Origin of the sequence: Novosphingobium nitrogenifigens DSM 19370 (genome assembly GCF_000192575.1) — a bacterium.
Classification (GTDB): domain Bacteria; phylum Pseudomonadota; class Alphaproteobacteria; order Sphingomonadales; family Sphingomonadaceae; genus Novosphingobium; species Novosphingobium nitrogenifigens.
In genome coordinates this window covers 346795-365732 of the sequence record NZ_GL876933.1, presented here as the reverse complement: position 1 = coordinate 365732, position 18938 = coordinate 346795, and the positions used below count along the sequence as shown (strand labels likewise).

The following is an 18938-nucleotide window of genomic DNA, read 5'->3' as shown; positions in this document are numbered from 1 at the left end:
TGTTCAGGCAACCTTCTGGACTTCGGCGACGATCTTCTTGGCCGCGTCGCCAAGATCGTTCGCGGGAACGATGGGGAGACCGGAGTGGGTCAGGATTTCCTTGCCCTTCTCCACGTTGGTGCCTTCGAGACGCACCACCAGCGGCACCGAAAGGTTCACCTCCTTGGCCGCCGCGACAATGCCTTCAGCAATGATGTCGCACTTCATGATCCCGCCGAAGATGTTGACGAGGATCCCCTTCACCGCCGGGTCCTTGAGAATGATCTTGAACGCGGCCGTGACCTTTTCCTTGGTCGCGCCGCCGCCCACGTCGAGGAAGTTCGCGGGGAATTCGCCGTTGAGCTTGATGATGTCCATCGTCGCCATGGCAAGGCCCGCGCCGTTGACCATGCAGCCGATGTTGCCGTCGAGCTTGATATAGGCAAGGTCGTACTTCGACGCCTCGATCTCGGCCGGGTCTTCCTCGGTCTCGTCGCGCAGCACGACTTCCTCGGGGTGGCGATAGAGCGCGTTCGAATCGAAGCTCAGCTTGGCGTCGAGGACCAGCAGCTGCCCGTCCCTGGTTTCGACCAGCGGATTGATTTCGAGCATGGCGCAATCGAGCGAGACGAACGCTTCGTAGAGGCTCTTGGCCAGCTGCTGCGCCTGCTTGTTGAGGAAGCCCGACAGCTTGAGCGCGAATGCGACGGCGCGGCCGTGGTGCGGCATGAAGCCCTGTGCCGGATCGATCACGATCGTGGTGATCTTTTCCGGGGTCGAGTGGGCGACTTCCTCGATATCCATGCCGCCTTCGGTCGACACGATCAGCGCGACGCGTCCGGTACCGCGATCGACCACCAGCGAGAGGTAGTATTCCTTGGCGATGTCGACGCCGTCGGTGACATAGAGGCGATTGACCTGCTTGCCCGCTTCCCCGGTCTGCACGGTGACCAGCGTGTTGCCCAGCATTTCGCGGGCATGGGTTTCGACTTCCCCGATCGTCTTGGCGAGACGCACGCCACCCTTGGCGTCAGCGGGGAGTTCCTTGAACTTGCCCTTGCCGCGACCGCCGGCATGGATCTGTGCCTTGACCACATAAACCGGCCCGGGCAGCTGCTTGGCGGCTTCCACCGCTTCCTCGACGGTCAGCGCGGGAATGCCCGCCGGGATATTGACGCCGAATTTGGCGAGCAATTCCTTGGCCTGATACTCGTGTACGTTCATGCGAAGTTCCCCGCAGAATGTGTGTGGGAGGAAAGAACGGCCGGGCCCGCGGGCCGGACCGGGATTGGCGAGGCTGTAAACCCATCGGCTGAAGTCCGTGCGAGCAGGGCACGGCAAGGCAGCGGCAGAGCCGCGGTACGAATCACGCGCGCATTCGGGATCGGGATTTGCCTGGCAATGAGGGCATCAGATATCGCCATTTCCTTGCGTCCTCTCTCCCCACGCAAGACCCGGACGAACGCCCGGACCTCATGCGGCAGACCGTATTGCGGCAACCCTTTGTGGTGCCAATTATGTGTTTACGACCCAGTCCTTAAGCATACGATTAGCCGCTTGGGAAGGACTCTCTTGCCGCACTGCACGCTACGCTTCTCATGCCGTGAGCCAAGAGCGCATACGAATGAGTAACAAGATCGCGCGCGATCCCCCGCCATCCCTCCCTCTTGCTTTGGCCCCGCGCTTGCCCCATCGCCACACGACATGCTCGATTACGCCCATCTGCAAGAGATCGTGCGCAAGGCCGGTCAGATGGCCATGGCCCATTGGCCCGGCCAGGGGCACGAATTGCGCGTCTGGGAAAAGACGCCGGGCAGTCCGGTCTGCGAAGCCGACATCGCGATCGACACGTATCTCAAGCATGAATTGAAGCGGCTTCTGCCGAGCGCGGGCTGGTTGTCGGAGGAAACCGCCGACCACCCCGATCGCCTCGGACGCGGATTGTGCTGGGTGGTCGATCCGATCGACGGCACGCGCGATTTCGTCCACGGACGCACGGGGTGGTGCGTCTCGGTCGCGCTGGTGAGCGCAGGGCGCGCCCTGATCGGCTTGCTCGACGCCCCCGCACGCGGCGAATTCTGGATGGCGACCGCCGGACGCGGGGCCACCCGCAACGGCCTGCCTCTGGTTGCGAGCACGCGGACCGAATTTGTCGGGTCGCGCATTCCGACCGACAGCCTGCCCGAAATCGACCGGGATCTGGTCATGGTCGACAAACCCAATTCGATCGCCCTGCGCATTGCCATGGTCGCCGCCGACGAAGCGGATATTCTGGCGACTCTGCGCTGGGGCTTCGAATGGGACATCGCCGCCGCCTGCCTGATCGCACGCGAAGCGGGAGCGGCGGTCACCGATGCCTTTGGCAAACCGTTCGGCTTCAACAAGCGCGATCCGCGCGCTTTCGGCCTGCTGGTGACAGCGCCGGCCATCCATGCCGCAGCGGTCGAGCGCCTGGCCGACCGCGCGGCCAAACTGGCCTAATATCCGAGCCCATTCCGGCATCATCCCGCGACGAACCGATCGCCGCGGGATCTGCCTTCGGTCTTGCTGGCCCCCCCGTCTTACTGGCCCTTGGCGCGCGAGACTTCGTCCTGCGTCACCGGCACGATCTTGATCTCGACGCGACGATTGGCCGCGCGGCCTTCGGGCGTATCATTCGAGGCGACCGGCTGGGTCTTGCCGAAACCGGTGCTCCGGATGCGTGCCGAGGACACCCCCTTCGACGAGAGATAGTCGGCAACCACGCGCGCGCGGTTTTCGGACAGCGTCTGGTTATAAGCGTCCGAACCGGTCGAATCGGTATGGCCATAAACGTCGATCAGCGAGTTGGGATAGCGGTTGAGGCTATCAGCCACCTTGTCGAGCGTATCGCGGAAACCCGGCTTGATCACGGTGCTGTCGGTGTCGAACGTGACCCCGCTCGGCAGGTTGACCAGAATGGCCTGACCATCGTCGACCGACTTCACGTCGACTCCGCTGCCTGCGGTCTTTTCCTTCAGCTCCTTGATCTGCTTGTCCATCGTATAGCCGACCGCAGCCCCGGCAATGCCGCCGATGCCCGCGCCGATGATGCGGCCCGTGCCGCCGCCGATGAGACCACCGATCAAGAGGCCGCCCAGAGCACCCGCCCCCGCGCCGATCGCGGTCCGCGACACTTTCTTCTGGCCGGTGTTGGGATCGGTAACACACGCCGAGGTCGCCAGCAGCGAGACCGTACAGAGCGAGGCAACCAGTGCCCGACGAAACTTCATCTCCAATCCCCTTTTCCAATCAGCCCGAGCGCAAGGGACAGTCGCCGACGACCTTGCGGCACACTTGCTTCCCATATCGGGACCGGCAACATTTTCCAGAGCGCTCGGTAAGCCGTCATGTGATAACCAGCAGCGACATGAACGAATGCGGAATGTCCTTGTTCCCGCAAAAGTCATGACATCCAAAGCGATCATGCTGCGCTCTTCGCGAATGCGGTCAAATCTGCTAGCGGGCTTGGCGTGACACCTTTTCCCTGGACTGATGTCGTCATCATCGGCGCCCTGGTCGTACTCAACGGCCTCTTTTCCATGTCCGAGCTGGCCATCGTGTCGGCACGGCCCGCCCGGCTGAAGCTGCAGGCCGAATCAGGATCGGGCGGCGCCGCGCTCGCGCTCGAACTCGCCAGCGATCAGGGCAAGCTCCTGTCCACCGCACAGATCGGCATTACCCTCGTCGGCATCATCGCGGGTGCTTTCTCGGGATCGAGCCTGGGGGGACCTGTCGGCGAACGCCTTGCCGCGCTCGGCCTTTCGCCCGCCGTCGCCGACGAAGCCGGTTTTGCCCTGGTCATCGCGATCACGACCTATCTGTCGCTGGTGATCGGCGAACTCGTCCCCAAGCAGCTTGCCCTGCGTGCAGCCGAACCTATCGCCATCGTCGCGGCCCGGCCGATGGCGATGATCGCAACCGGCGCCGCGCCGCTGGTGTGGCTGCTCGATCGCTCGTCGGCACTGGTCCTGCGGCTGACCGGTATTGCCCGCAAGGACGGGCAGGAAGTCACCACCGAGGAACTGGAAATGATCTTTGCCGAAGCGACCCGCTCCGGCGTGATCGAGGAAGACGAACGCGCGCTGATGACCAGCGTCATGCGGCTCGCCGAACGTCCGGTGCGCGACATGATGACCCCGCGCACCGAACTGCACTGGATCGACGTCGCCGCCGACGAGGCCGCGATCCGCACCGCGCTCGCACAATGCCCGCATTCATTGCTGCTCGTTGCTGAAGGATCGGTCGATACCGTGGTCGGCGTCGTGCGCGTGCGCGACGTGCTGCAGGCATTGGTGCGCGGCGAAGCGCCCGAGCTTTCCACGCTCATGAAAAAGCCCGCGATCGTGCCCGACCGGCTCGACGCGATGGATGCCTTGCGCCAGATCCAGCAGGCCGAAGTGACGCTCGCGCTCGTCCACGACGAATACGGCCATCTCGAAGGGATCGTGACCCCCGCCGACCTGCTCGACGCGATCGCGGGAACCTTCGTCGCCCATGGCGATGACGGCGACACCCCCATGCTGATCGAGCGCGAGGACGGCTCGCTGCTGATTTCCGGGGCCCTGCCCGCCGATGCCATGGCCGACCGGCTCGACATCGACCTGCCCGAGCATCGCGACTATGCGACGGTTGCGGGCTTTGCTCTTTCCGTCCTGCGCAAGCTGCCGCACGAGGGCGAGCATTTCACCAGCCAGGGCTGGCGTTTTGAAGTCGTCGACATGGATGGCCGCAAGATCGACAAGCTGCTGGCCGCGCGGATCAAGACCGCAGCGCCCGCCCCTGCGCTCGACGGTTAAGCCCCTTTACCAAACACCTCGTCACCCCGGACTTGATCCGGGGTCCCGCTTCCATCCCGAAACGGGCACACAAAGAAAAACGGCCCGGCCGCTCTCGCGACTGGGCCGTTTTTGATTACTGGCCGATGGATTACTGGCCGATGGATTACTGGCCGGTGCCTGCGTGGGCAGCCGCCGACGAACCTTCGGGCGTCTTGAGAATGTCGCGGACCCCCGCACCCTTGGGCACGGTCTGGGTCTTGGGATCGCCGACCGTGCTGCGGATCGCGGGCGAGGACGGACCGGCCTTGCCCAGAGTGTCGGTTTCGACGGCGCTGCGCGGTGCCGGACCGCCGAACAGCGCGTCGAGCGCCTGACGGCTGGCGTCGACGTCCTGCGGACGCGGCGCACCCGGATTGGGCGGGGTCAGCGCGAAATCGGGCGGCACCACCAGCGGCGCCTGACGCGTCACGGCAAATTCGTCCGGACGGGGACGATTGAACAGTGATGAGTGCGAACTGCACCCGCCGAGCAGACCCGCAAGGACCACCGCGCTACCGGCAAGGGGGACAAAAGCGGTCTTGCGCATCAATGGGTCTCCGTGGGGGTCGATTTGCCGTCGTTGGCGGGCTTTTCGCCGGAAAGCAGCGAACGGGCAAGCAGTATCAGCACGCCGAGCGTGATCGCAGCGTCAGCAAGGTTGAAAATCAGAAAAGGACGCCATTCGCCGATGTGAAGATCGGCATAATCGATCACGAAACCGTGGACCGAGCGGTCGTAGATATTCCCGAGCGCGCCACCCAGCACCATGGCAAGGCCGACGATGTCCCACTGCCGCTTTTCCCGCAGCATCCAGATCGCGACGCCGAGCGCAATGGCCCCGGTCACGGCGAGCAGGATCAACCGCGTCTCGGTCGATGTCGCGGTGAACATGCCGAGCGAAACGCCGAAATTCTGGGTGAAGCGCAAGTTGAAGATCGGCAGCAGCCGGATCGAATCCGTCCGGTCGAGCCCCACGGGCCCGAGCAGCAGCGCCTTGATCCCGCGATCGACGGCAAAGACGAGCAGGGCAAGGCCATAGCCGAACGCGCGCCGGGTCCATGACTCGAACGCACGCGCCGCATCGGGCCGGGAAGCAGCATCACGCATCATGCGGGCACATCGTCGATCTTGGCCACCACATCGTCACAACGCACGCACAGGGCTCCATCCTCCGCGACTTCGGGCAGATGGCGCCAGCACCGACCGCACTTGGCATCATCGGTCCGCGTCACGACCACGGCATCACCCTGCCCGAAACGGACCGTCCCGGTGATGAACAGCTCGGCAAAGTCGGCTTCGGTAAAGCCGGCCGGAACTTGCGCAGGCAGCTCGACCGTGGCTTCGAGCCCGGACCCCAGCACCTTTTCCCGGCGCAGCGGCTCAATCGCCTCAGTGACTGCCTGGCGCAGCGCGCGCAGCGCCTGCCAGCGGTCCGCATCCACCTCTGCTGCGGGCACTTCGGGCCATTCGAGCAGGTGGACGCTGCCCCCTTGCGGATAGCGGGTGCCCCAGACTTCCTCGGACGTGAAGACCAGGACCGGCGCCGCATAGCGGACCAGCGCGTGGAACAACGTGTCGAGCACCGTGCGATAAGCCCGGCGGCGCGGCGCGTCAGGCGCGTCACAATAAAGGCTGTCCTTGCGGATATCGAAGAAGAACGCGGACAAGTCCTCGTTGCAGAATTCGGTCAGCGCACGGACATAAGTGTTGAAGTCGAAATCGGCGATCGCCTGCCGCAAGGTCGCGTCGAGCTGCCCCAGAACGGCCAGGACATGGCGTTCCAGTTCCGGCATGTCGGCCACCGCGACGCGTTCCTCTTCGGCAAAGCCGTCGAGCGCGCCGAGCAGGTAACGGAATGTGTTACGCAGCTTGCGATACTGGTCGGCCACCCCGGCGAGGATTTCCTTGCCGATGCGGTGATCCTCGGTGAAATCGACCGAAAGCGCCCAGAGCCGCAGGATGTCCGCGCCATAATCGCGCATGAGATCGAGCGGGCTGATGGTGTTGCCCAGCGACTTCGACATCTTCATGCCCTTGGCGTCCATGGTGAAGCCGTGGGTCAGGATCGCCTTGTAGGGGGCATGGCCGCGCGTGGCGCAGGATTCGAGCAGCGAGGACTGGAACCAGCCGCGATGCTGGTCCGACCCTTCGAGATAGAGATCGGCGAGCGGGCCGCGATAGCCTTCGGGACGAACGAGATCGGGCCAGCGTCCGCTTTCGAGCACGAAGGCATGGGTCGAACCCGAATCGAACCAGACGTCGAGAATGTCGGTGACGCGCTCGTAATCCTCGACCCGATAGTCGGCGCCCAGATATTCGGCGGCGCGGGCGTCTTCCCAGGCATCGACGCCTTCGAGCCCGATAGCCGCGACGATCCGGGCGTTGACGGCTTCATCGACCAGCACTTCGCCGGTCTGGCGATGGACGAACAGCGTGAGCGGAACGCCCCAGGCACGCTGGCGCGAAAGCACCCAGTCCGGGCGACCTTCGACCATGGCGCCGATACGGTTGCGCCCCTTTTCGGGAACGAAGCGGGTGTCGGCAATCGCCTTCATCGCGCGCTCGCGCAGGGTGCGCGGCGCCATCATGGCGTCAAGTTCGTCCGCGCCGTCCTCGAGCACGGGCGGGATCGACTTGTCCATCGGCACGAACCACTGCGGGGTGCAGCGGAAAATGACCTTGGCCTTCGACCGCCACGAATGCGGATAGGAATGGCGATAGTCGGCGCTCGCCGCGACCAGTCCGCCGACCTCGGCAAGCGCGGTGCAGACCGGACCTTCGGGCGCGTTGAACTTGGGATTGATGACGCTGCCTTCGCCGCCCAGCCAGGGCCAGTCGGCGCGATACCGCCCGTCGCCCTCGACCGCGAAGACCGGATCGATGCCGTGCGCCTTGCACAGCAGGAAGTCGTCCTCGCCGTGGTCCGGGGCCATGTGGACAAGGCCGGTACCCGAATCGGTAGTGACGAATTCGCCTGCAAGGAACGGACGCGGACGGGCAAAGAACCCGCCCAGCGCGTGCATCGGATGGCGCGCGACAGTGCCTTCGAGAGCTGCGCCCTTGATGTAGAACTCCATGTCGTGGCGGTCGGCGCCGATGCGCTTGACGAACGCTTCGACCAGCGGCTCGGCGATCAGGTAGCGGCGGTCGCCGACAAGGATCAGGTGGTAATCGACATGGGGGCCATAGGCGATCGCCTGATTGGCGGGGATCGTCCAGGGCGTCGTCGTCCAGATCACGGCAAAGGCGCCGACAAGATCGGGATCGGGCGATTCGATGATTTCAAAGGCGACGTCGATCTGGGTCGAAACGATGTCCTCGTATTCGACTTCCGCTTCGGCAAGCGCGGTCTTTTCGACCGGGCTCCACATCACCGGCTTCGCGCCGCGATAGAGCTGCCCGGATTCGGCGAATTTCAACAGTTCGCCGACAATGGTCGCCTCGGCGGCAAAATCCATCGTGAGATAGGGATGGTCCCAGTCGGCGTTGATGCCCAGCCGCTTGAGCTGTTCGCGCTGGGTATCCACCCACTTGCGGGCATAGGCACGGCATTCGGCGCGGAATTCGCGCGGGGGGACCTCGTCCTTGTTCTTCTTCTTCTTGCGGTATTCTTCCTCGACCTTCCACTCGATAGGCAGGCCGTGGCAGTCCCAGCCGGGAACATAGGGCGCATCCTTGCCCAGCAGCGTCTGGGTCCGGACGACCATGTCCTTGAGGATATGGTTGAGCGCGTGCCCGATATGCATGTCGCCGTTGGCGTAAGGGGGACCGTCGTGGAGGATGAACTTTTCACGCCCCGCGCGCGCTTCGCGCAGGCGGCGGTAGAAGTCCTGCTCCTGCCAGCGCGCAAGAATACCCGGCTCCTTTTGCGGGAGCCCGGCCTTCATGGGGAAATCAGTCTTCGGCAGGAAGACGGTCGAACGGAAATCGCGCTGCTCGGTCATGACCGACGCGCCTTAGCGGTCTCAGCGTAAACGCGCAATTGAGGAGCAGATAAGGCTGCCTAAACCCGGCTTGTGCAGAATTTGGTCACAATCCGGGCAAAGCGCTCCTTCAAACGCCCTCGAGCAGCCTGCGCGCTTCCTCGCAGTCCTTGCCGATCTGCACCATCATCGCGTCGAGCGAATCGAATTTCCATTCGCCGCGCAGGAAGTAGTGGAAGGCGACCTCGATTTCCTGACCGTAAAGGTCACCGGAAAAATCGAAGAAATGCGGCTCCAGCAATTCCTTGGGCGGATTGAACGTCGGCCGCACGCCCATGTTGGCCGCACCTTTCAAGCGGGTACCGTCGGCCAGCCGCCCGGTCACCGCATAGATGCCGTAGCGGGGGCGCAGGTAATTGCGGATGACGAGATTGGCCGTGGGAAAGCCGATCGTCCGCCCGACCTTGTCGCCGTGCTGGACAATGCCGCGAATGGCATAAGGGCGCGTCATCAGCCGCCCGGCGGTGACGCAATCGCCTTCCTCCAGAGCCTCGCGAATGCGGCTCGAGGAGACGACTTCGCCTCCGACCAGAACCGGCCCGACCTGACGCGTGCGCAGGCCGAGTTCGCGGCCAAGCTCGGTCAGGACCCCGACATTGCCGCCGCGTCCCTTGCCGAACGTGAAATCGTCGCCCGTGACGACGCCGGCCGCCCCCAATCGCCCGACCAGCAGGTCGCACACGAATTCGGCCGCCGTCGTATTGGCAAGGTCATGATCGAAATGGAAAATCAGCATCGCATCGGCCCCGGCGGCAAGGAACAGTTCCTCGCGCTGGTCGAGCGTGGTCAGCCGGAACGGTGCCGTATCGGGCTGAAAATGACGCACCGGGTGGGGATCGAACGTGGCGATGATCGCCGGGCGACCCTCGGCCCGCGCCCATTCGACGGCGGCACCCGCAACGGCCTGATGACCCAGATGAAACCCGTCGAAATTGCCGAGCGCAATGATCGCCCCACGAAAGGCATCGGGCAGGGGATGACGTGCATCGAACCGCATCAGGCAGGCGCCCTTTCAAAACTGACAAAAGCGTAAGCGGGCCGCCCCTGCCCGGCTGGATGGGATTCCCGTGCAGTTTCGCGCCAGACGCCCCCCGGCGCAGGCAGCACGGTGTCGCCGCGATAGTCCGCGTCGATTTCGGTCAATTCGAAACGGGTGGCGAAAGGCTCGAACAGCGCGATCACTTCCGCGCCGCCGATCACGGCGGCATCGGGCCCGGCCAGAGACAGGGCCTGTTCCGTCGTGTGCGCGACTTCGGCGCCCTCGGCCTGCCAGGCCGCGTCGCGAGTCAGCACGATATGACGACGTCCCGGCAGGAGACCGGGCAGCGATTCGAACGTCTTGCGCCCCATGATCATCGGCTTGCCCATGGTCAGCGCCTTGAAGCGGCGCAAGTCGGCAGGCAAGTGCCAGGGCATCGCACCATCATGCCCGATGGTGCCATCGCGGGCGCGCGCGACGATGATGACGAGATCGGAAAGCGCGCGGTCCATTGTCTGTCAGAGGACCAACCGGGTGACGTGGCCCATCTTGCGCCCCGGCCTTGCGGCAGCCTTGCCGTAGAGATGGAGATGATTGGCCGGATCGGACAGGATCGCGGCCCAGTCGTGCGCCGCATCCCCGATGAGGTTGTCCATGACCGCCCCCCTGGCCGCCAGCGCGGTCGACCCCAGCGGCAACCCGCAAATGGCCCGCACATGGTTCTCGAACTGGCTCGTAAGCGCGCCTTCGGTGGTCCAGTGCCCCGAATTGTGAACGCGCGGGGCCATTTCGTTGAAGACCGGCCCATCGGCCGTCGCAAAGAATTCGAGCGTCAGCACTCCGACATAGTCGAGCGCCTCGGCGACTTTGGCGGCAAGCGCGCGAGCCTCGGGCACTTGCGCGACGATCGCGGGCGGCGCCGGAACGGTCGAACGGGCAAGGATGCCCGCCTCGTGCACGTTTTCCGCCGAATCCCAGAACCGGATCTCACCATCGATCCCACGGACCAGAATGACCGAGAATTCCCCGAAGAACGTGACGAACCCTTCGTAGATCAGCGGCTTGCCCGGAAGCTCGATCGCCTCGGCAGCCGAAGCATCCATGATCCGCCACTGCCCCTTGCCGTCATAGCCGTCGCGGCGGGTCTTGAGGATGCCGGGCGCCCCGATGCGGGCGAGCGCCGCGTCGAGATCGGCACGGCTGTCGACCTGCGCCCAGGGCGCGGGGCGTCCGCCGAGCGCCTCGACGAAGCTCTTTTCGTTGACCCGGTCCTGCGCGACTTCGAGAGCGCGGGCAGGCGGATGCAACGGCGCGTGAGGCAGGATCGCCGCCAGTGGCGGGGCCGCGACATTCTCGAACTCGTACGTGACGACCGCGCAACCCTCGGCAAAGGCGGCAAGCGCTGCTTCGTCATCATAGGAACCGCGCGTGAAAGCCGCCGCGACATCGGCCGCGATCGAATCGCTTTCCGGCGCATAGATATGGCAGCGATAGCCCAGTTGCGCGGCGGCGAGCGCAATCATGCGCCCAAGCTGGCCGCCGCCGAGGATGCCGATGGTCTCGCCGGGGGAAATCATGCCTGCCTCTTGTTCCTGATGTCCTGCGCTCACACCGGCTTTTCGGCGACCGACGCGGTCTGCGCCGTGCGGAAAGCGATCAGCCGTTCAGCGAGAGCCGGGTCCGACGTCGCCAGGATCGAAGCGGCAAGGATACCCGCATTGGTCGCTCCGGGAACGCCGATCGCCAGTGTTCCGACCGGAATTCCGCCCGGCATCTGGACGATGGACAACAGGCTGTCCATGCCCTTGAGCGCCTTGGATTCGACCGGAACGCCCAGCACGGGCAAGTGCGTCATCGACGCGACCATGCCGGGCAGGTGAGCAGCTCCGCCCGCACCCGCGATGATGACGCGGAAGCCTTCCTCGTGCGCCCCCTTGGCAAAATCGACGAGGCGATCGGGAGTGCGATGGGCCGAAACGATGCGGCAATCATGCGCCACGCCGAGCTTTTCCAGCACGGCGGCGGCATTCTTCATCGTTTCCCAGTCGGACTGGCTGCCCATGATGATGGCAACCGGAATGGCAGTATCGGTCATCGCGCGGGTGATCCCCTTCCCCACAGTTCCCTTGGGCCTGTTCCTTTCGGCGTCAGCTCCGCTCAGCGTTCCGACAGGTAATAACGATCGACCGCGACGAGCGAATCGTCGAGTTCGTAGACGATCGGCTGCCCGGTCGGGATTTCGAGGCCAGTGATTTCGGCGTCCGAAATGCCCGAGAGATGCTTGACCAGCGCACGCAGCGAATTGCCGTGAGCCGCCACGATCACCGTTTCGCCGGCCTTGAGCGCAGGCGCGATCGCCGCTTCATAGAAAGGCAGAACGCGGGCAATGGTGTCCTTGAGGCTTTCGGTCGCGGGGACGTCGATCCCGGCATAACGCGGATCGCCCGACAGATCGAACTCGCTGCCCTTGTCGAGCGGCGGCGGCGGCGTGTCGAAGCTGCGGCGCCAGATCTTCACCTGGTCCTCGCCGTGCTTGGCGGCGGTCTCGGCCTTGTCGAGCCCGGTCAGGCCGCCGTAGTGGCGTTCGTTGAGGCGCCAATCCTTGGTTTCGGGAATCCACAGGCGACCGGCCGCTTCGAGCACATAGTGCAGCGTCTTGATCGCGCGGGTCTGGACCGAAGTGAACGCCAGCGTCGGCAGCAGGCCCTTTTCCTTGAGCAGGGCACCGGCGGCAAGCGCTTCGGCAGCGCCCTTTTCCGTGACATCGACATCCCACCAGCCGGTGAAGCGGTTTTCAAGGTTCCACTGCGATTGGCCGTGACGGACAAGGATAAGGCGAGGCATTGCTTTTCCTGCTTCTGTCAGAATGAGACGACGGGCAAAAATTGGAATTGCGGGCCGTAGCGGCTGCGTCAGGATTTGGAAAGGTCGGTTTTGGTCTGCGATTCGCTCGCCACGCTTTCCCCGCTCGCAAGTGCGCGCGCCTGCGCCTTGCGACGATGAAGATTTTCGCGCAGCCTTTGGGCCAGGCGTTCTTCACGGCTCAGTCCGGCGGTTTCCGGGCGCATTGCGGGGGGCACAGGGATCTCGGTCATGCCCGGTGTCTATGCTTTTCCGAAAAAGACTTCGCAACCCCCGCTTGACAAAGGTGATGCCCCCGGCCAAAGGGCGCCCCTGCCCAGCGGCGCACCACGCTGCACCGGGCGGAACAGGAAATGGCGTGCTGCTGTAGCTCAGTGGTAGAGCGCATCCTTGGTAAGGCTGAGGTCGGGAGTTCAATCCTCCCCAGCAGCACCATTTCCTTGGCTCTTCTCCGACATCAAACGATCAGGCCAGAAGGGCACCCCACTCGGGGTGGCGGTCGAATGCGACTGCGACATAGCTGCACTGCGGCTCGACTTTCAGCCCCTGCGCCCGGACATGGGCAATCAGCGCATCGACCAGTCGCGCGGCAACGCCACGCCCCCCGATCGCGGTCGGGACAAGCGTATGATCGACCACCAGCACATCGCCGCGCCGAAAATACGTGAGAACACCGGTCGCCGATTCGCCCGGCAGCCTCGCGACGAAGCGCCCGCGCGTTTCCCCTTCTCCTGACACCCCCGCCCCTTCCCCTTGTTCCAGCGTAATCGTCATGGCTTCCATGGGCGCTCCTTCTTGTCCTGCGTGGACTTGACCGGCGTGCGGGGCAGCCCCACACGCTCAGGCCATGAAATTCTTCTCCGACAATGCCGCCGCCGTCCACCCCCGGATCTGGGCCGCGATGCAGGCTGCCGACGCGCCCGACACCGCCTATGACGGCGACCGGCTGTCGCAGCGGCTCGACGCCGCATTCAGCGAAACTTTCGGACGTCCGGTCACCGCGCTGTGGGCCGCCACCGGCACGGCGGCCAATTGCCTTGCCCTTGCCGCGATGGTCCCGCCCCACGGCGCGGTCGTCTGCCACCGCGAGGCGCATATCGAAGTCGATGAAGGCGGGGCTCCGGGCTTTTTCACCCATGGGGCCAAGCTGATCCTTGCAGAAGGCGACGGCGCGAAGCTCGATCCTGCCGCGATCGCCGCCGCGATCGATCCCATCCGTCCCGACGTGCATCAGGTCCAGCCCCATGCCGTCTCGATCACGCAGGCGAGCGAATATGGCCGCGCCTATACGCCGGACGAAGTGAGCGCGATCGGCGCGCTGGCCAAGGCACGCGGCCTGCGCCTCCACATGGACGGCGCCCGCTTTGCCAATGCCGTGGCCCATCTCGGCTGCACCCCGGCGGCGGTTTCGGCCGATGCGGGAGTCGATGCCCTCAGCTTCGGCTTCATCAAGAACGGTGGGATGAGCGCCGAAGCGATCGTCTTTTTCAGCGAAGGCCTTGCCGATGTCGTGCGCTTTCGCCGCAAGCGAGCCGGACACCTGCAATCGAAAGGGCGCTATCTCGCCGCGCAGATCCTCGCCATGCTCGAAGGCGATCTCTGGCTCGACAATGCCCGCGTGGCCAATGCGGCGGCTGCCGAAATCGCAGCCTCTGCGCGTGACCGCCTGATCCAGCCGGTCGAAGCCAACGAGATCTTCCTGACGCTCTCTCCGGCAGAAGCGGCGGCGCTTCGGGCACAGGGTTTCGAATTCTACGACTGGCCCGCCCCGGCCGGTGCCCCCGGCGCGGCGCGCCTCGTCACGTCGTGGTCCAACGATCCGGCGCATGTCGCTGCCCTCGCCCGCGCGCTTGCGGCACTCTGAAAACGGGCACGCGGTGATGGGGGAAACGGGGACAAAGGGCGCCAATCCGGCCGTCGTGACGGCGTTTGCCCTGACGGCACTGGTCTGGGGTTCGACCTGGCTTGTGATCAAGGGGCAGATCGGACCGGTTCCGGCAAGCTGGTCGATCACCTGGCGCTTTGCCGGAGCGGCGGTGGGGATGTTCGCGCTCGGCCTCCTGCGCGGGGACATCCGCATCGGTGCGCTGGTGCCCGAACGCCGCGTGCTGGTTCAGGCGGGCCTGATCGGGCTCAGCCTGTTCTGCTGCAATTTCCAGTTCGTCTATCGCGCCGAAAGCCATCTGACCTCCGGCCTCGTCGCCGTGGTCTTTGCCTTGCTGATCCTGCCGAACGCGGTGTTCGGGCGCCTCTTTCTCGGCACGCGGGTGACGGGCGGGTTCATTCTGGGTTCGCTGATCGCGGGCGCGGGCATCGTCCTTCTCATGATCCACGAATATCGCGCGGCTCCGGCGGGCAGCGACGTGCCGCTCGGCGCGGCCATGTCGGTCGCGGCCCTCCTCTGCGCCTCGGTCGGCAACCTGTTGCAGGCAGCCCCGGTCGCGCGCCGCATCCCGGCTGCACACCTGCTCGCCTGGGCGTTCCTGATCGGGGCGATCGCCGACGCGGCAGTGGCGTTCGCATTGTCGGGGGCGCCGGTGTTCGATCCCTCTCCCGCCTATGTCGGCAGCGTCGCCTATCTCGCCTTCATCGGCTCGGTGCTGACATTCCCGCTCTACAACCTGTTGCTGCGGGAAATGGGACCGGGCCCTGCGGCCTATAGCGGCGTGCTGGTGCCGGTCGTCGCCATGCTGCTCTCGACCCTGTTCGAAGGCTATCGCTGGTCCGGGCTCAATGTCGCGGGCGCCTTGCTCTCGCTTGCGGGACTCGTCGTCGCACTCAAGGCGCGCAGCCCTTCGCGATAAGTCGGAAAGGCCGGGCGCCAGCCGAGCAGGCGCCGCGCCTTGCCGTTCGCGACGCGCCGGTTTTCGGCATAAAACGCCTGCGCCATCGGCGAGAGCCCGGCCTCCTTGATCGGCAGCATCGGCGGCGGCGCAAGCCCCAAAAGGCGCGCGGCTTCCTCGATCACTGCATTCTGGCTCGCCGGTTCGTCGTCGGCGAGATTATAGACGCCCGGCGGCCCCGCCAGTCCCGCGATCACGCCGCTCGCAATGTCCTCGACATGGATGCGGCTGAACACCTGATCGGGCGCGATCAGACGTCGGGCAGTCCCGTCGCGCAGACGCTCGAACGCGCTGCGCCCCGGCCCATAGATCCCCGGCAGGCGAAAGACCCGGACACCCTCTCGCAGGGCCTGCCAGTCGCTGTCGGCTTGTGCACGCGCGCTGCGCCGCCCGGCACCGATCGGCGCGGTCTCGTCCACCCATGCCCCGCCGGTATCGCCATAGACCCCGGTCGAGGAAAGATAGCCGATCCAGCGCGCCGGAGCCCCGGCCAATGCCTCGCCATAGCGCTCCAGCACCGGATCGCCGCCCCCGTGTTCGGGGGGGACGCTCGAGAGGACATGGCTCGCCCCGGACAGCGCCCGCCGCACGGCCTCCTCGTCCTCGAATGCAAGCGAACCGGCACGCCCGGTGCCCACGACGTCCCAGCCGAGCGCGCGCAAACGCCGCGCCAGCACACTCGCGCTGTACCCCAGACCGAAGATGACCATGCGTGCCGTCATGATCGGGCAAGTGGCGGGTCCGTCTCGATGAAGTCAACCCGCCCATCCGCACGATTGCGGTTTGCCCCGCGCGTGTCAGTGCCTAAATAGGTGTCATGAACGCTATGTCGAACCCGCCCGCCGCCGACACAGGCCTGAAAGTCACTGGCCCGCAAGTCATCCAGCGTCTCGACTATCGCGCACCCGACTGGCTGGTGCCCGACATCACGCTTGAATTCGCGCTGTCCCTCGATGCGACGCGCGTGCGCGCCACTCTCGACGTGGAACGCAATGCCGAGGGTGAAACCGGCGCGCCGCTGCGCCTCAACGGCGACGGGATCGCGGTTGCGGGCCTCGAAGTCGACGGCAAGGCGCTCAACGACTGGCGCATGGACGGCAACGATCTGGTCATCGACCTTTCGGGCGACAAGCATCGCGTGGTGATCGAAACCGTTATCAATCCGACCGCCAACACCCAGCTTTCGGGCCTCTATGCCTCGGGCGGGATGCTCTGCACCCAGTGCGAGGCCGAAGGGTTCCGCCGCATCACATTCTTCCCCGACCGCCCCGACGTGCTCAGCCGCTATCGTGTGCGCATGATCGCGGACAAGGCGAAGTTCCCGGTGCTGCTCTCCAACGGCAATCCAGTTGCCTCGGGCGACGCGCACAAGAACACCCACTGGGCCGAATGGCACGATCCCTGGCCCAAGCCTTCGTATCTCTTCGCGCTGGTCGCGGGCGATCTGGTCGCGACGCGCGACACGTTCACCACCCGGTCGGGCCGCAAGGTCGATCTGGCCATCTGGGTCCGCCCCGGTGACGAAACCCGTACCGACCACGCCATGCGCAGCCTGATCGCCTCGATGAAGTGGGACGAGGACGTCTATGGCCGCGAATACGACCTCGACCTCTTCAACATCGTCGCCGTTGCCGATTTCAACGCCGGGGCGATGGAGAACAAGGGGCTGAACATCTTCAACACCCGCTACATCCTGGCGGACCCGGAAACCGCCAACGACGGCGACTACGACGCGGTCGAAGGCGTCGTGGCCCACGAATATTTCCACAACTGGTCGGGCAACCGCGTGACCTGCCGCGACTGGTTCCAGCTTTCGCTCAAGGAAGGGTTCACCGTCCTGCGCGACCAGCAGTTCAGCGCCGATCGCGGGTCCGCCCCGGTCAAGCGGATCGAGGACGTGCGCATCTTGCGCGCGGCGCAGTTCCCCGAGGATTCGGGCCCGCTCGCCCATCCGATCCGCCCGGATTCCTATCAGGAAATCAGTAACTTCTACACCGCGACCGTCTATAACAAGGGCGCCGAGGTGATCCGCATGATGACCGTGCTGGCCGGGGCCGAACGCTTCCGCAAGGGCACCGACCTCTATTTCGACCGTCATGACGGACAGGCCGCGACTTGCGAGGACTTCGTCAAGGCGATCGAGGACGGCGCGGGTCTCGACCTCACCCAGTTCCGCCGCTGGTACCAGCAGGCCGGAACCCCGCATGTCGCGGTCACCCTGACCCATGCGGGCGAGACCGCCACGCTGACCTTGCGCCAGACCGTCCCGGCAACCCCCGGCCAGCCGGACAAACAGCCGATGGTCATTCCCCTGCGCACCGCGCTGTTCGACCGCGCGACCGGCGCCAATCGCGGCGAACACCTGCTCGTCCTGACCGGGGAAGAGCAGACGTTCACCTTCGACGGCTTTGCCGAACTGCCGGTCCTGTCGATCAATCGCGGTTTTTCCGCGCCGGTCGCCATCGACAATCCCAGCAGCGACGCCGACCTCGTGTTCCTGGCTGCCAACGACGACGATCCCTTTGCCCGCTATGAAGCGATGCAGCAGCTCGTCGTCCGCCATCTCGTCGCCGCTGTCGGCGGACAGCTCGACGATGCCGCACGCTCGGCCGGACGCGCCGCCATCGGCAAGGCCCTTGCCGCCGTGCTCGCCGATCCCGCGCTCGATGATCTCATGCGCGGCGAACTCGTGATCCTTCCGGGCGAAACCTATATCGCCGAGCAGCTGAGCCCGGTCGATCCGGGCCGCATCCGGGCCGAACGCGAGGCGCTCAAGGCATGGCTGGGCACCACGCTGGCAAGCGAATGGAAAGCCCTGCACGATCGCACGAGCGCGGTTCCCTATGGGCTCGAAGCTGCTGCACGCGGCGCGCGCAAGCTCAAGACCCAGGCTCTGGTCTATCTCGCGCCGGCCGATCCCGCCGAAGCGGTCGCCCGCGCCAGCGCGCAATATGCCGCTGCCGACAACATGACCGACCGTCAGGGCGCGCTCATGGTCCTGTGCGGGCTCGACGGCGCCGAACGCGAAGCCGCGCTGGCCGATTTCCACCAGCGTTTCGCCGATAACGCGCTCGTCATCGACAAGTGGTTCTCGCTTCAGGCAGGATCGCTCCACCCGCGCGCGATCGAGCATCTCAAGGCTCTGGCAAAGCATCCCGATTTCACGCTGACCAATCCCAACCGCGTGCGTGCGCTGTACATGGCCTTTGCCGCCAATACCGCCGCGTTCCACGATCCTTCGGGCGAGGGCTATCGGATCATCGCCGATCTCATTCTCGCGCTCGATCCGATCAACGGCAACGTCGCGGCCCGCTTCGTCGCCCCGCTCGGACGCTGGCGCAAGATCGAGCCGGCCCGCGCCGCGCTGATGCGTGCCGAACTCGAACGCATCGCCGCCCATAGCGGCCTGTCGCGCGACGTGACCGAACAGGTCGGCAAGAGCCTCGAAGGGTAA

General features: G+C 65.2%; 18 protein-coding genes and 1 tRNA gene. 6 read left to right on the top strand and 13 right to left on the bottom strand.

What is annotated here, in order from left to right; all coding sequences use genetic code 11:
* Nucleotides 1-3 precede the first annotated feature (3 nt).
* On the bottom strand, nucleotides 4-1203 hold the full coding sequence (sucC, locus tag Y88_RS11690; protein ID WP_008069471.1) for an ADP-forming succinate--CoA ligase subunit beta: 1200 nt from the start codon (nucleotides 1201-1203) through the stop codon (nucleotides 4-6).
* Nucleotides 1204-1683: 480 nt separating this feature from the next.
* On the opposite strand from sucC, the gene Y88_RS11685 reads away from it, so the two are divergent.
* Nucleotides 1684-2460, top strand: coding sequence for a 3'(2'),5'-bisphosphate nucleotidase CysQ (locus Y88_RS11685; protein WP_008069469.1), 777 nt, complete (start codon nucleotides 1684-1686; stop codon nucleotides 2458-2460).
* 80 nt (nucleotides 2461-2540) lie between these two features.
* Here Y88_RS11685 and Y88_RS11680 read toward each other — a convergent pair whose 3' ends face one another.
* Nucleotides 2541-3230 carry an OmpA family protein gene (locus tag Y88_RS11680; RefSeq protein ID WP_008069468.1) on the bottom strand — a complete coding sequence of 230 codons (690 nt, stop codon included), beginning with the start codon at nucleotides 3228-3230 and terminating at the stop codon, nucleotides 2541-2543.
* Between the two features lie 240 nt (nucleotides 3231-3470).
* Here Y88_RS11680 and Y88_RS11675 point away from each other — a divergent pair, with 240 nt between their 5' ends.
* Complete coding sequence (locus tag Y88_RS11675) at nucleotides 3471-4796, top strand: hemolysin family protein (protein ID WP_008069467.1); 1326 nt, start codon at nucleotides 3471-3473, stop codon at nucleotides 4794-4796.
* A 145-nt stretch (nucleotides 4797-4941) separates the two neighbouring features.
* On the opposite strand, the gene Y88_RS11670 is transcribed toward Y88_RS11675, so the two are convergent.
* The 9 genes from Y88_RS11670 to Y88_RS11630 form a co-directional block, all read right to left on the bottom strand.
* Nucleotides 4942-5364 (bottom strand): DUF3035 domain-containing protein, encoded by a 423-nt coding sequence (locus tag Y88_RS11670; RefSeq protein ID WP_008069466.1) that lies wholly within the window; start codon nucleotides 5362-5364, stop codon nucleotides 4942-4944.
* Complete coding sequence (lspA, locus tag Y88_RS11665) at nucleotides 5364-5927, bottom strand: signal peptidase II (RefSeq protein ID WP_008069465.1); 564 nt, start codon at nucleotides 5925-5927, stop codon at nucleotides 5364-5366. Before lspA ends, Y88_RS11670 begins: the two co-directional genes overlap by 1 nt.
* Nucleotides 5924-8761, bottom strand: a complete 2838-nt coding sequence (gene ileS / locus Y88_RS11660) for an isoleucine--tRNA ligase (protein ID WP_008069464.1) — start codon at nucleotides 8759-8761, stop codon at nucleotides 5924-5926. Before ileS ends, lspA begins: the two co-directional genes overlap by 4 nt.
* Before the next feature lie 109 nt (nucleotides 8762-8870).
* Nucleotides 8871-9797, bottom strand: a complete 927-nt coding sequence (locus Y88_RS11655; protein ID WP_008069463.1) for a bifunctional riboflavin kinase/FAD synthetase — start codon at nucleotides 9795-9797, stop codon at nucleotides 8871-8873.
* Entirely contained in the window at nucleotides 9797-10291 is a 495-nt protein-coding gene (locus Y88_RS11650) for a dihydrofolate reductase (protein ID WP_008069462.1), read from the bottom strand. The genes Y88_RS11655 and Y88_RS11650 overlap by 1 nt, the downstream gene beginning before the upstream one ends.
* A gap of 6 nt (nucleotides 10292-10297) precedes the next feature.
* Nucleotides 10298-11356, bottom strand: a complete 1059-nt coding sequence (locus Y88_RS11645) for a 5-(carboxyamino)imidazole ribonucleotide synthase (protein ID WP_018075723.1) — start codon at nucleotides 11354-11356, stop codon at nucleotides 10298-10300.
* Between the two features lie 29 nt (nucleotides 11357-11385).
* Nucleotides 11386-11874 (bottom strand): 5-(carboxyamino)imidazole ribonucleotide mutase, encoded by a 489-nt coding sequence (gene purE, locus Y88_RS11640; protein ID WP_018075722.1) that lies wholly within the window; start codon nucleotides 11872-11874, stop codon nucleotides 11386-11388.
* Between the two features lie 62 nt (nucleotides 11875-11936).
* The gene (gene gpmA, locus Y88_RS11635; RefSeq protein WP_008069459.1) at nucleotides 11937-12623 is read right to left on the bottom strand and encodes a 2,3-diphosphoglycerate-dependent phosphoglycerate mutase; all 687 of its coding nucleotides are present in this window, start codon (nucleotides 12621-12623) and stop codon (nucleotides 11937-11939) included.
* A gap of 68 nt (nucleotides 12624-12691) precedes the next feature.
* Nucleotides 12692-12874, bottom strand: a complete 183-nt coding sequence (locus Y88_RS11630) for a hypothetical protein (RefSeq protein WP_018075721.1) — start codon at nucleotides 12872-12874, stop codon at nucleotides 12692-12694.
* A 127-nt stretch (nucleotides 12875-13001) separates the two neighbouring features.
* Here Y88_RS11630 and Y88_RS11625 point away from each other — a divergent pair.
* A tRNA-Thr gene (locus Y88_RS11625) sits at nucleotides 13002-13076 on the top strand.
* 30 nt (nucleotides 13077-13106) lie between these two features.
* Here the strand turns inward: Y88_RS11625 and Y88_RS11620 are convergent.
* Nucleotides 13107-13424 carry a GNAT family N-acetyltransferase gene (locus tag Y88_RS11620; RefSeq protein ID WP_008069457.1) on the bottom strand — a complete coding sequence of 106 codons (318 nt, stop codon included), beginning with the start codon at nucleotides 13422-13424 and terminating at the stop codon, nucleotides 13107-13109.
* Between the two features lie 64 nt (nucleotides 13425-13488).
* Here Y88_RS11620 and Y88_RS11615 point away from each other — a divergent pair, with 64 nt between their 5' ends.
* Both Y88_RS11615 and Y88_RS11610 read left to right on the top strand, forming a co-directional pair.
* The gene (locus Y88_RS11615; protein WP_008069456.1) at nucleotides 13489-14505 is read left to right on the top strand and encodes a threonine aldolase family protein; all 1017 of its coding nucleotides are present in this window, start codon (nucleotides 13489-13491) and stop codon (nucleotides 14503-14505) included.
* Nucleotides 14468-15445 carry a DMT family transporter gene (locus Y88_RS11610; protein WP_018075720.1) on the top strand — a complete coding sequence of 326 codons (978 nt, stop codon included), beginning with the start codon at nucleotides 14468-14470 and terminating at the stop codon, nucleotides 15443-15445. The genes Y88_RS11615 and Y88_RS11610 overlap by 38 nt, the downstream gene beginning before the upstream one ends.
* Here the strand turns inward: Y88_RS11610 and Y88_RS11605 are convergent.
* Nucleotides 15355-16206: an SDR family oxidoreductase gene (locus Y88_RS11605; RefSeq protein WP_036500255.1), complete on the bottom strand. Its 852-nt coding sequence runs from the start codon at nucleotides 16204-16206 to the stop codon at nucleotides 15355-15357. The two genes, Y88_RS11610 and Y88_RS11605, sit on opposite strands and share 91 nt — an antisense overlap.
* 95 nt (nucleotides 16207-16301) lie before the next feature.
* On the opposite strand from Y88_RS11605, the gene pepN reads away from it, so the two are divergent.
* Nucleotides 16302-18938, top strand: a complete 2637-nt coding sequence (gene pepN, locus Y88_RS11600; RefSeq protein WP_018075718.1) for an aminopeptidase N — start codon at nucleotides 16302-16304, stop codon at nucleotides 18936-18938.

Excerpts from the sequence above, each read along its gene's own strand:
- sucC (WP_008069471.1), bottom strand. The coding sequence starts at position 1,203 with ATGAACGTACACGAGTATCAGGCCAAGGAATTGCTCGCCAAATTCGGC.
- Y88_RS11685 (WP_008069469.1), top strand. The coding sequence starts at position 1,684 with ATGCTCGATTACGCCCATCTGCAAGAGATCGTGCGCAAGGCCGGTCAG.
- Y88_RS11680 (WP_008069468.1), bottom strand. The coding sequence starts at position 3,230 with ATGAAGTTTCGTCGGGCACTGGTTGCCTCGCTCTGTACGGTCTCGCTG.
- Y88_RS11670 (WP_008069466.1), bottom strand. The coding sequence starts at position 5,364 with ATGCGCAAGACCGCTTTTGTCCCCCTTGCCGGTAGCGCGGTGGTCCTT.
- lspA (WP_008069465.1), bottom strand. The coding sequence starts at position 5,927 with ATGATGCGTGATGCTGCTTCCCGGCCCGATGCGGCGCGTGCGTTCGAG.
- ileS (WP_008069464.1), bottom strand. The coding sequence starts at position 8,761 with ATGACCGAGCAGCGCGATTTCCGTTCGACCGTCTTCCTGCCGAAGACT.
- Y88_RS11655 (WP_008069463.1), bottom strand. The coding sequence starts at position 9,797 with ATGCGGTTCGATGCACGTCATCCCCTGCCCGATGCCTTTCGTGGGGCG.
- Y88_RS11650 (WP_008069462.1), bottom strand. The coding sequence starts at position 10,291 with ATGGACCGCGCGCTTTCCGATCTCGTCATCATCGTCGCGCGCGCCCGC.
- Y88_RS11645 (WP_018075723.1), bottom strand. The coding sequence starts at position 11,356 with ATGATTTCCCCCGGCGAGACCATCGGCATCCTCGGCGGCGGCCAGCTT.
- purE (WP_018075722.1), bottom strand. The coding sequence starts at position 11,874 with ATGACCGATACTGCCATTCCGGTTGCCATCATCATGGGCAGCCAGTCC.
- gpmA (WP_008069459.1), bottom strand. The coding sequence starts at position 12,623 with ATGCCTCGCCTTATCCTTGTCCGTCACGGCCAATCGCAGTGGAACCTT.
- Y88_RS11630 (WP_018075721.1), bottom strand. The coding sequence starts at position 12,874 with ATGACCGAGATCCCTGTGCCCCCCGCAATGCGCCCGGAAACCGCCGGA.
- Y88_RS11620 (WP_008069457.1), bottom strand. The coding sequence starts at position 13,424 with ATGGAAGCCATGACGATTACGCTGGAACAAGGGGAAGGGGCGGGGGTG.
- Y88_RS11615 (WP_008069456.1), top strand. The coding sequence starts at position 13,489 with ATGAAATTCTTCTCCGACAATGCCGCCGCCGTCCACCCCCGGATCTGG.
- Y88_RS11610 (WP_018075720.1), top strand. The coding sequence starts at position 14,468 with ATGTCGCTGCCCTCGCCCGCGCGCTTGCGGCACTCTGAAAACGGGCAC.
- Y88_RS11605 (WP_036500255.1), bottom strand. The coding sequence starts at position 16,206 with ATGACGGCACGCATGGTCATCTTCGGTCTGGGGTACAGCGCGAGTGTG.
- pepN (WP_018075718.1), top strand. The coding sequence starts at position 16,302 with ATGAACGCTATGTCGAACCCGCCCGCCGCCGACACAGGCCTGAAAGTC.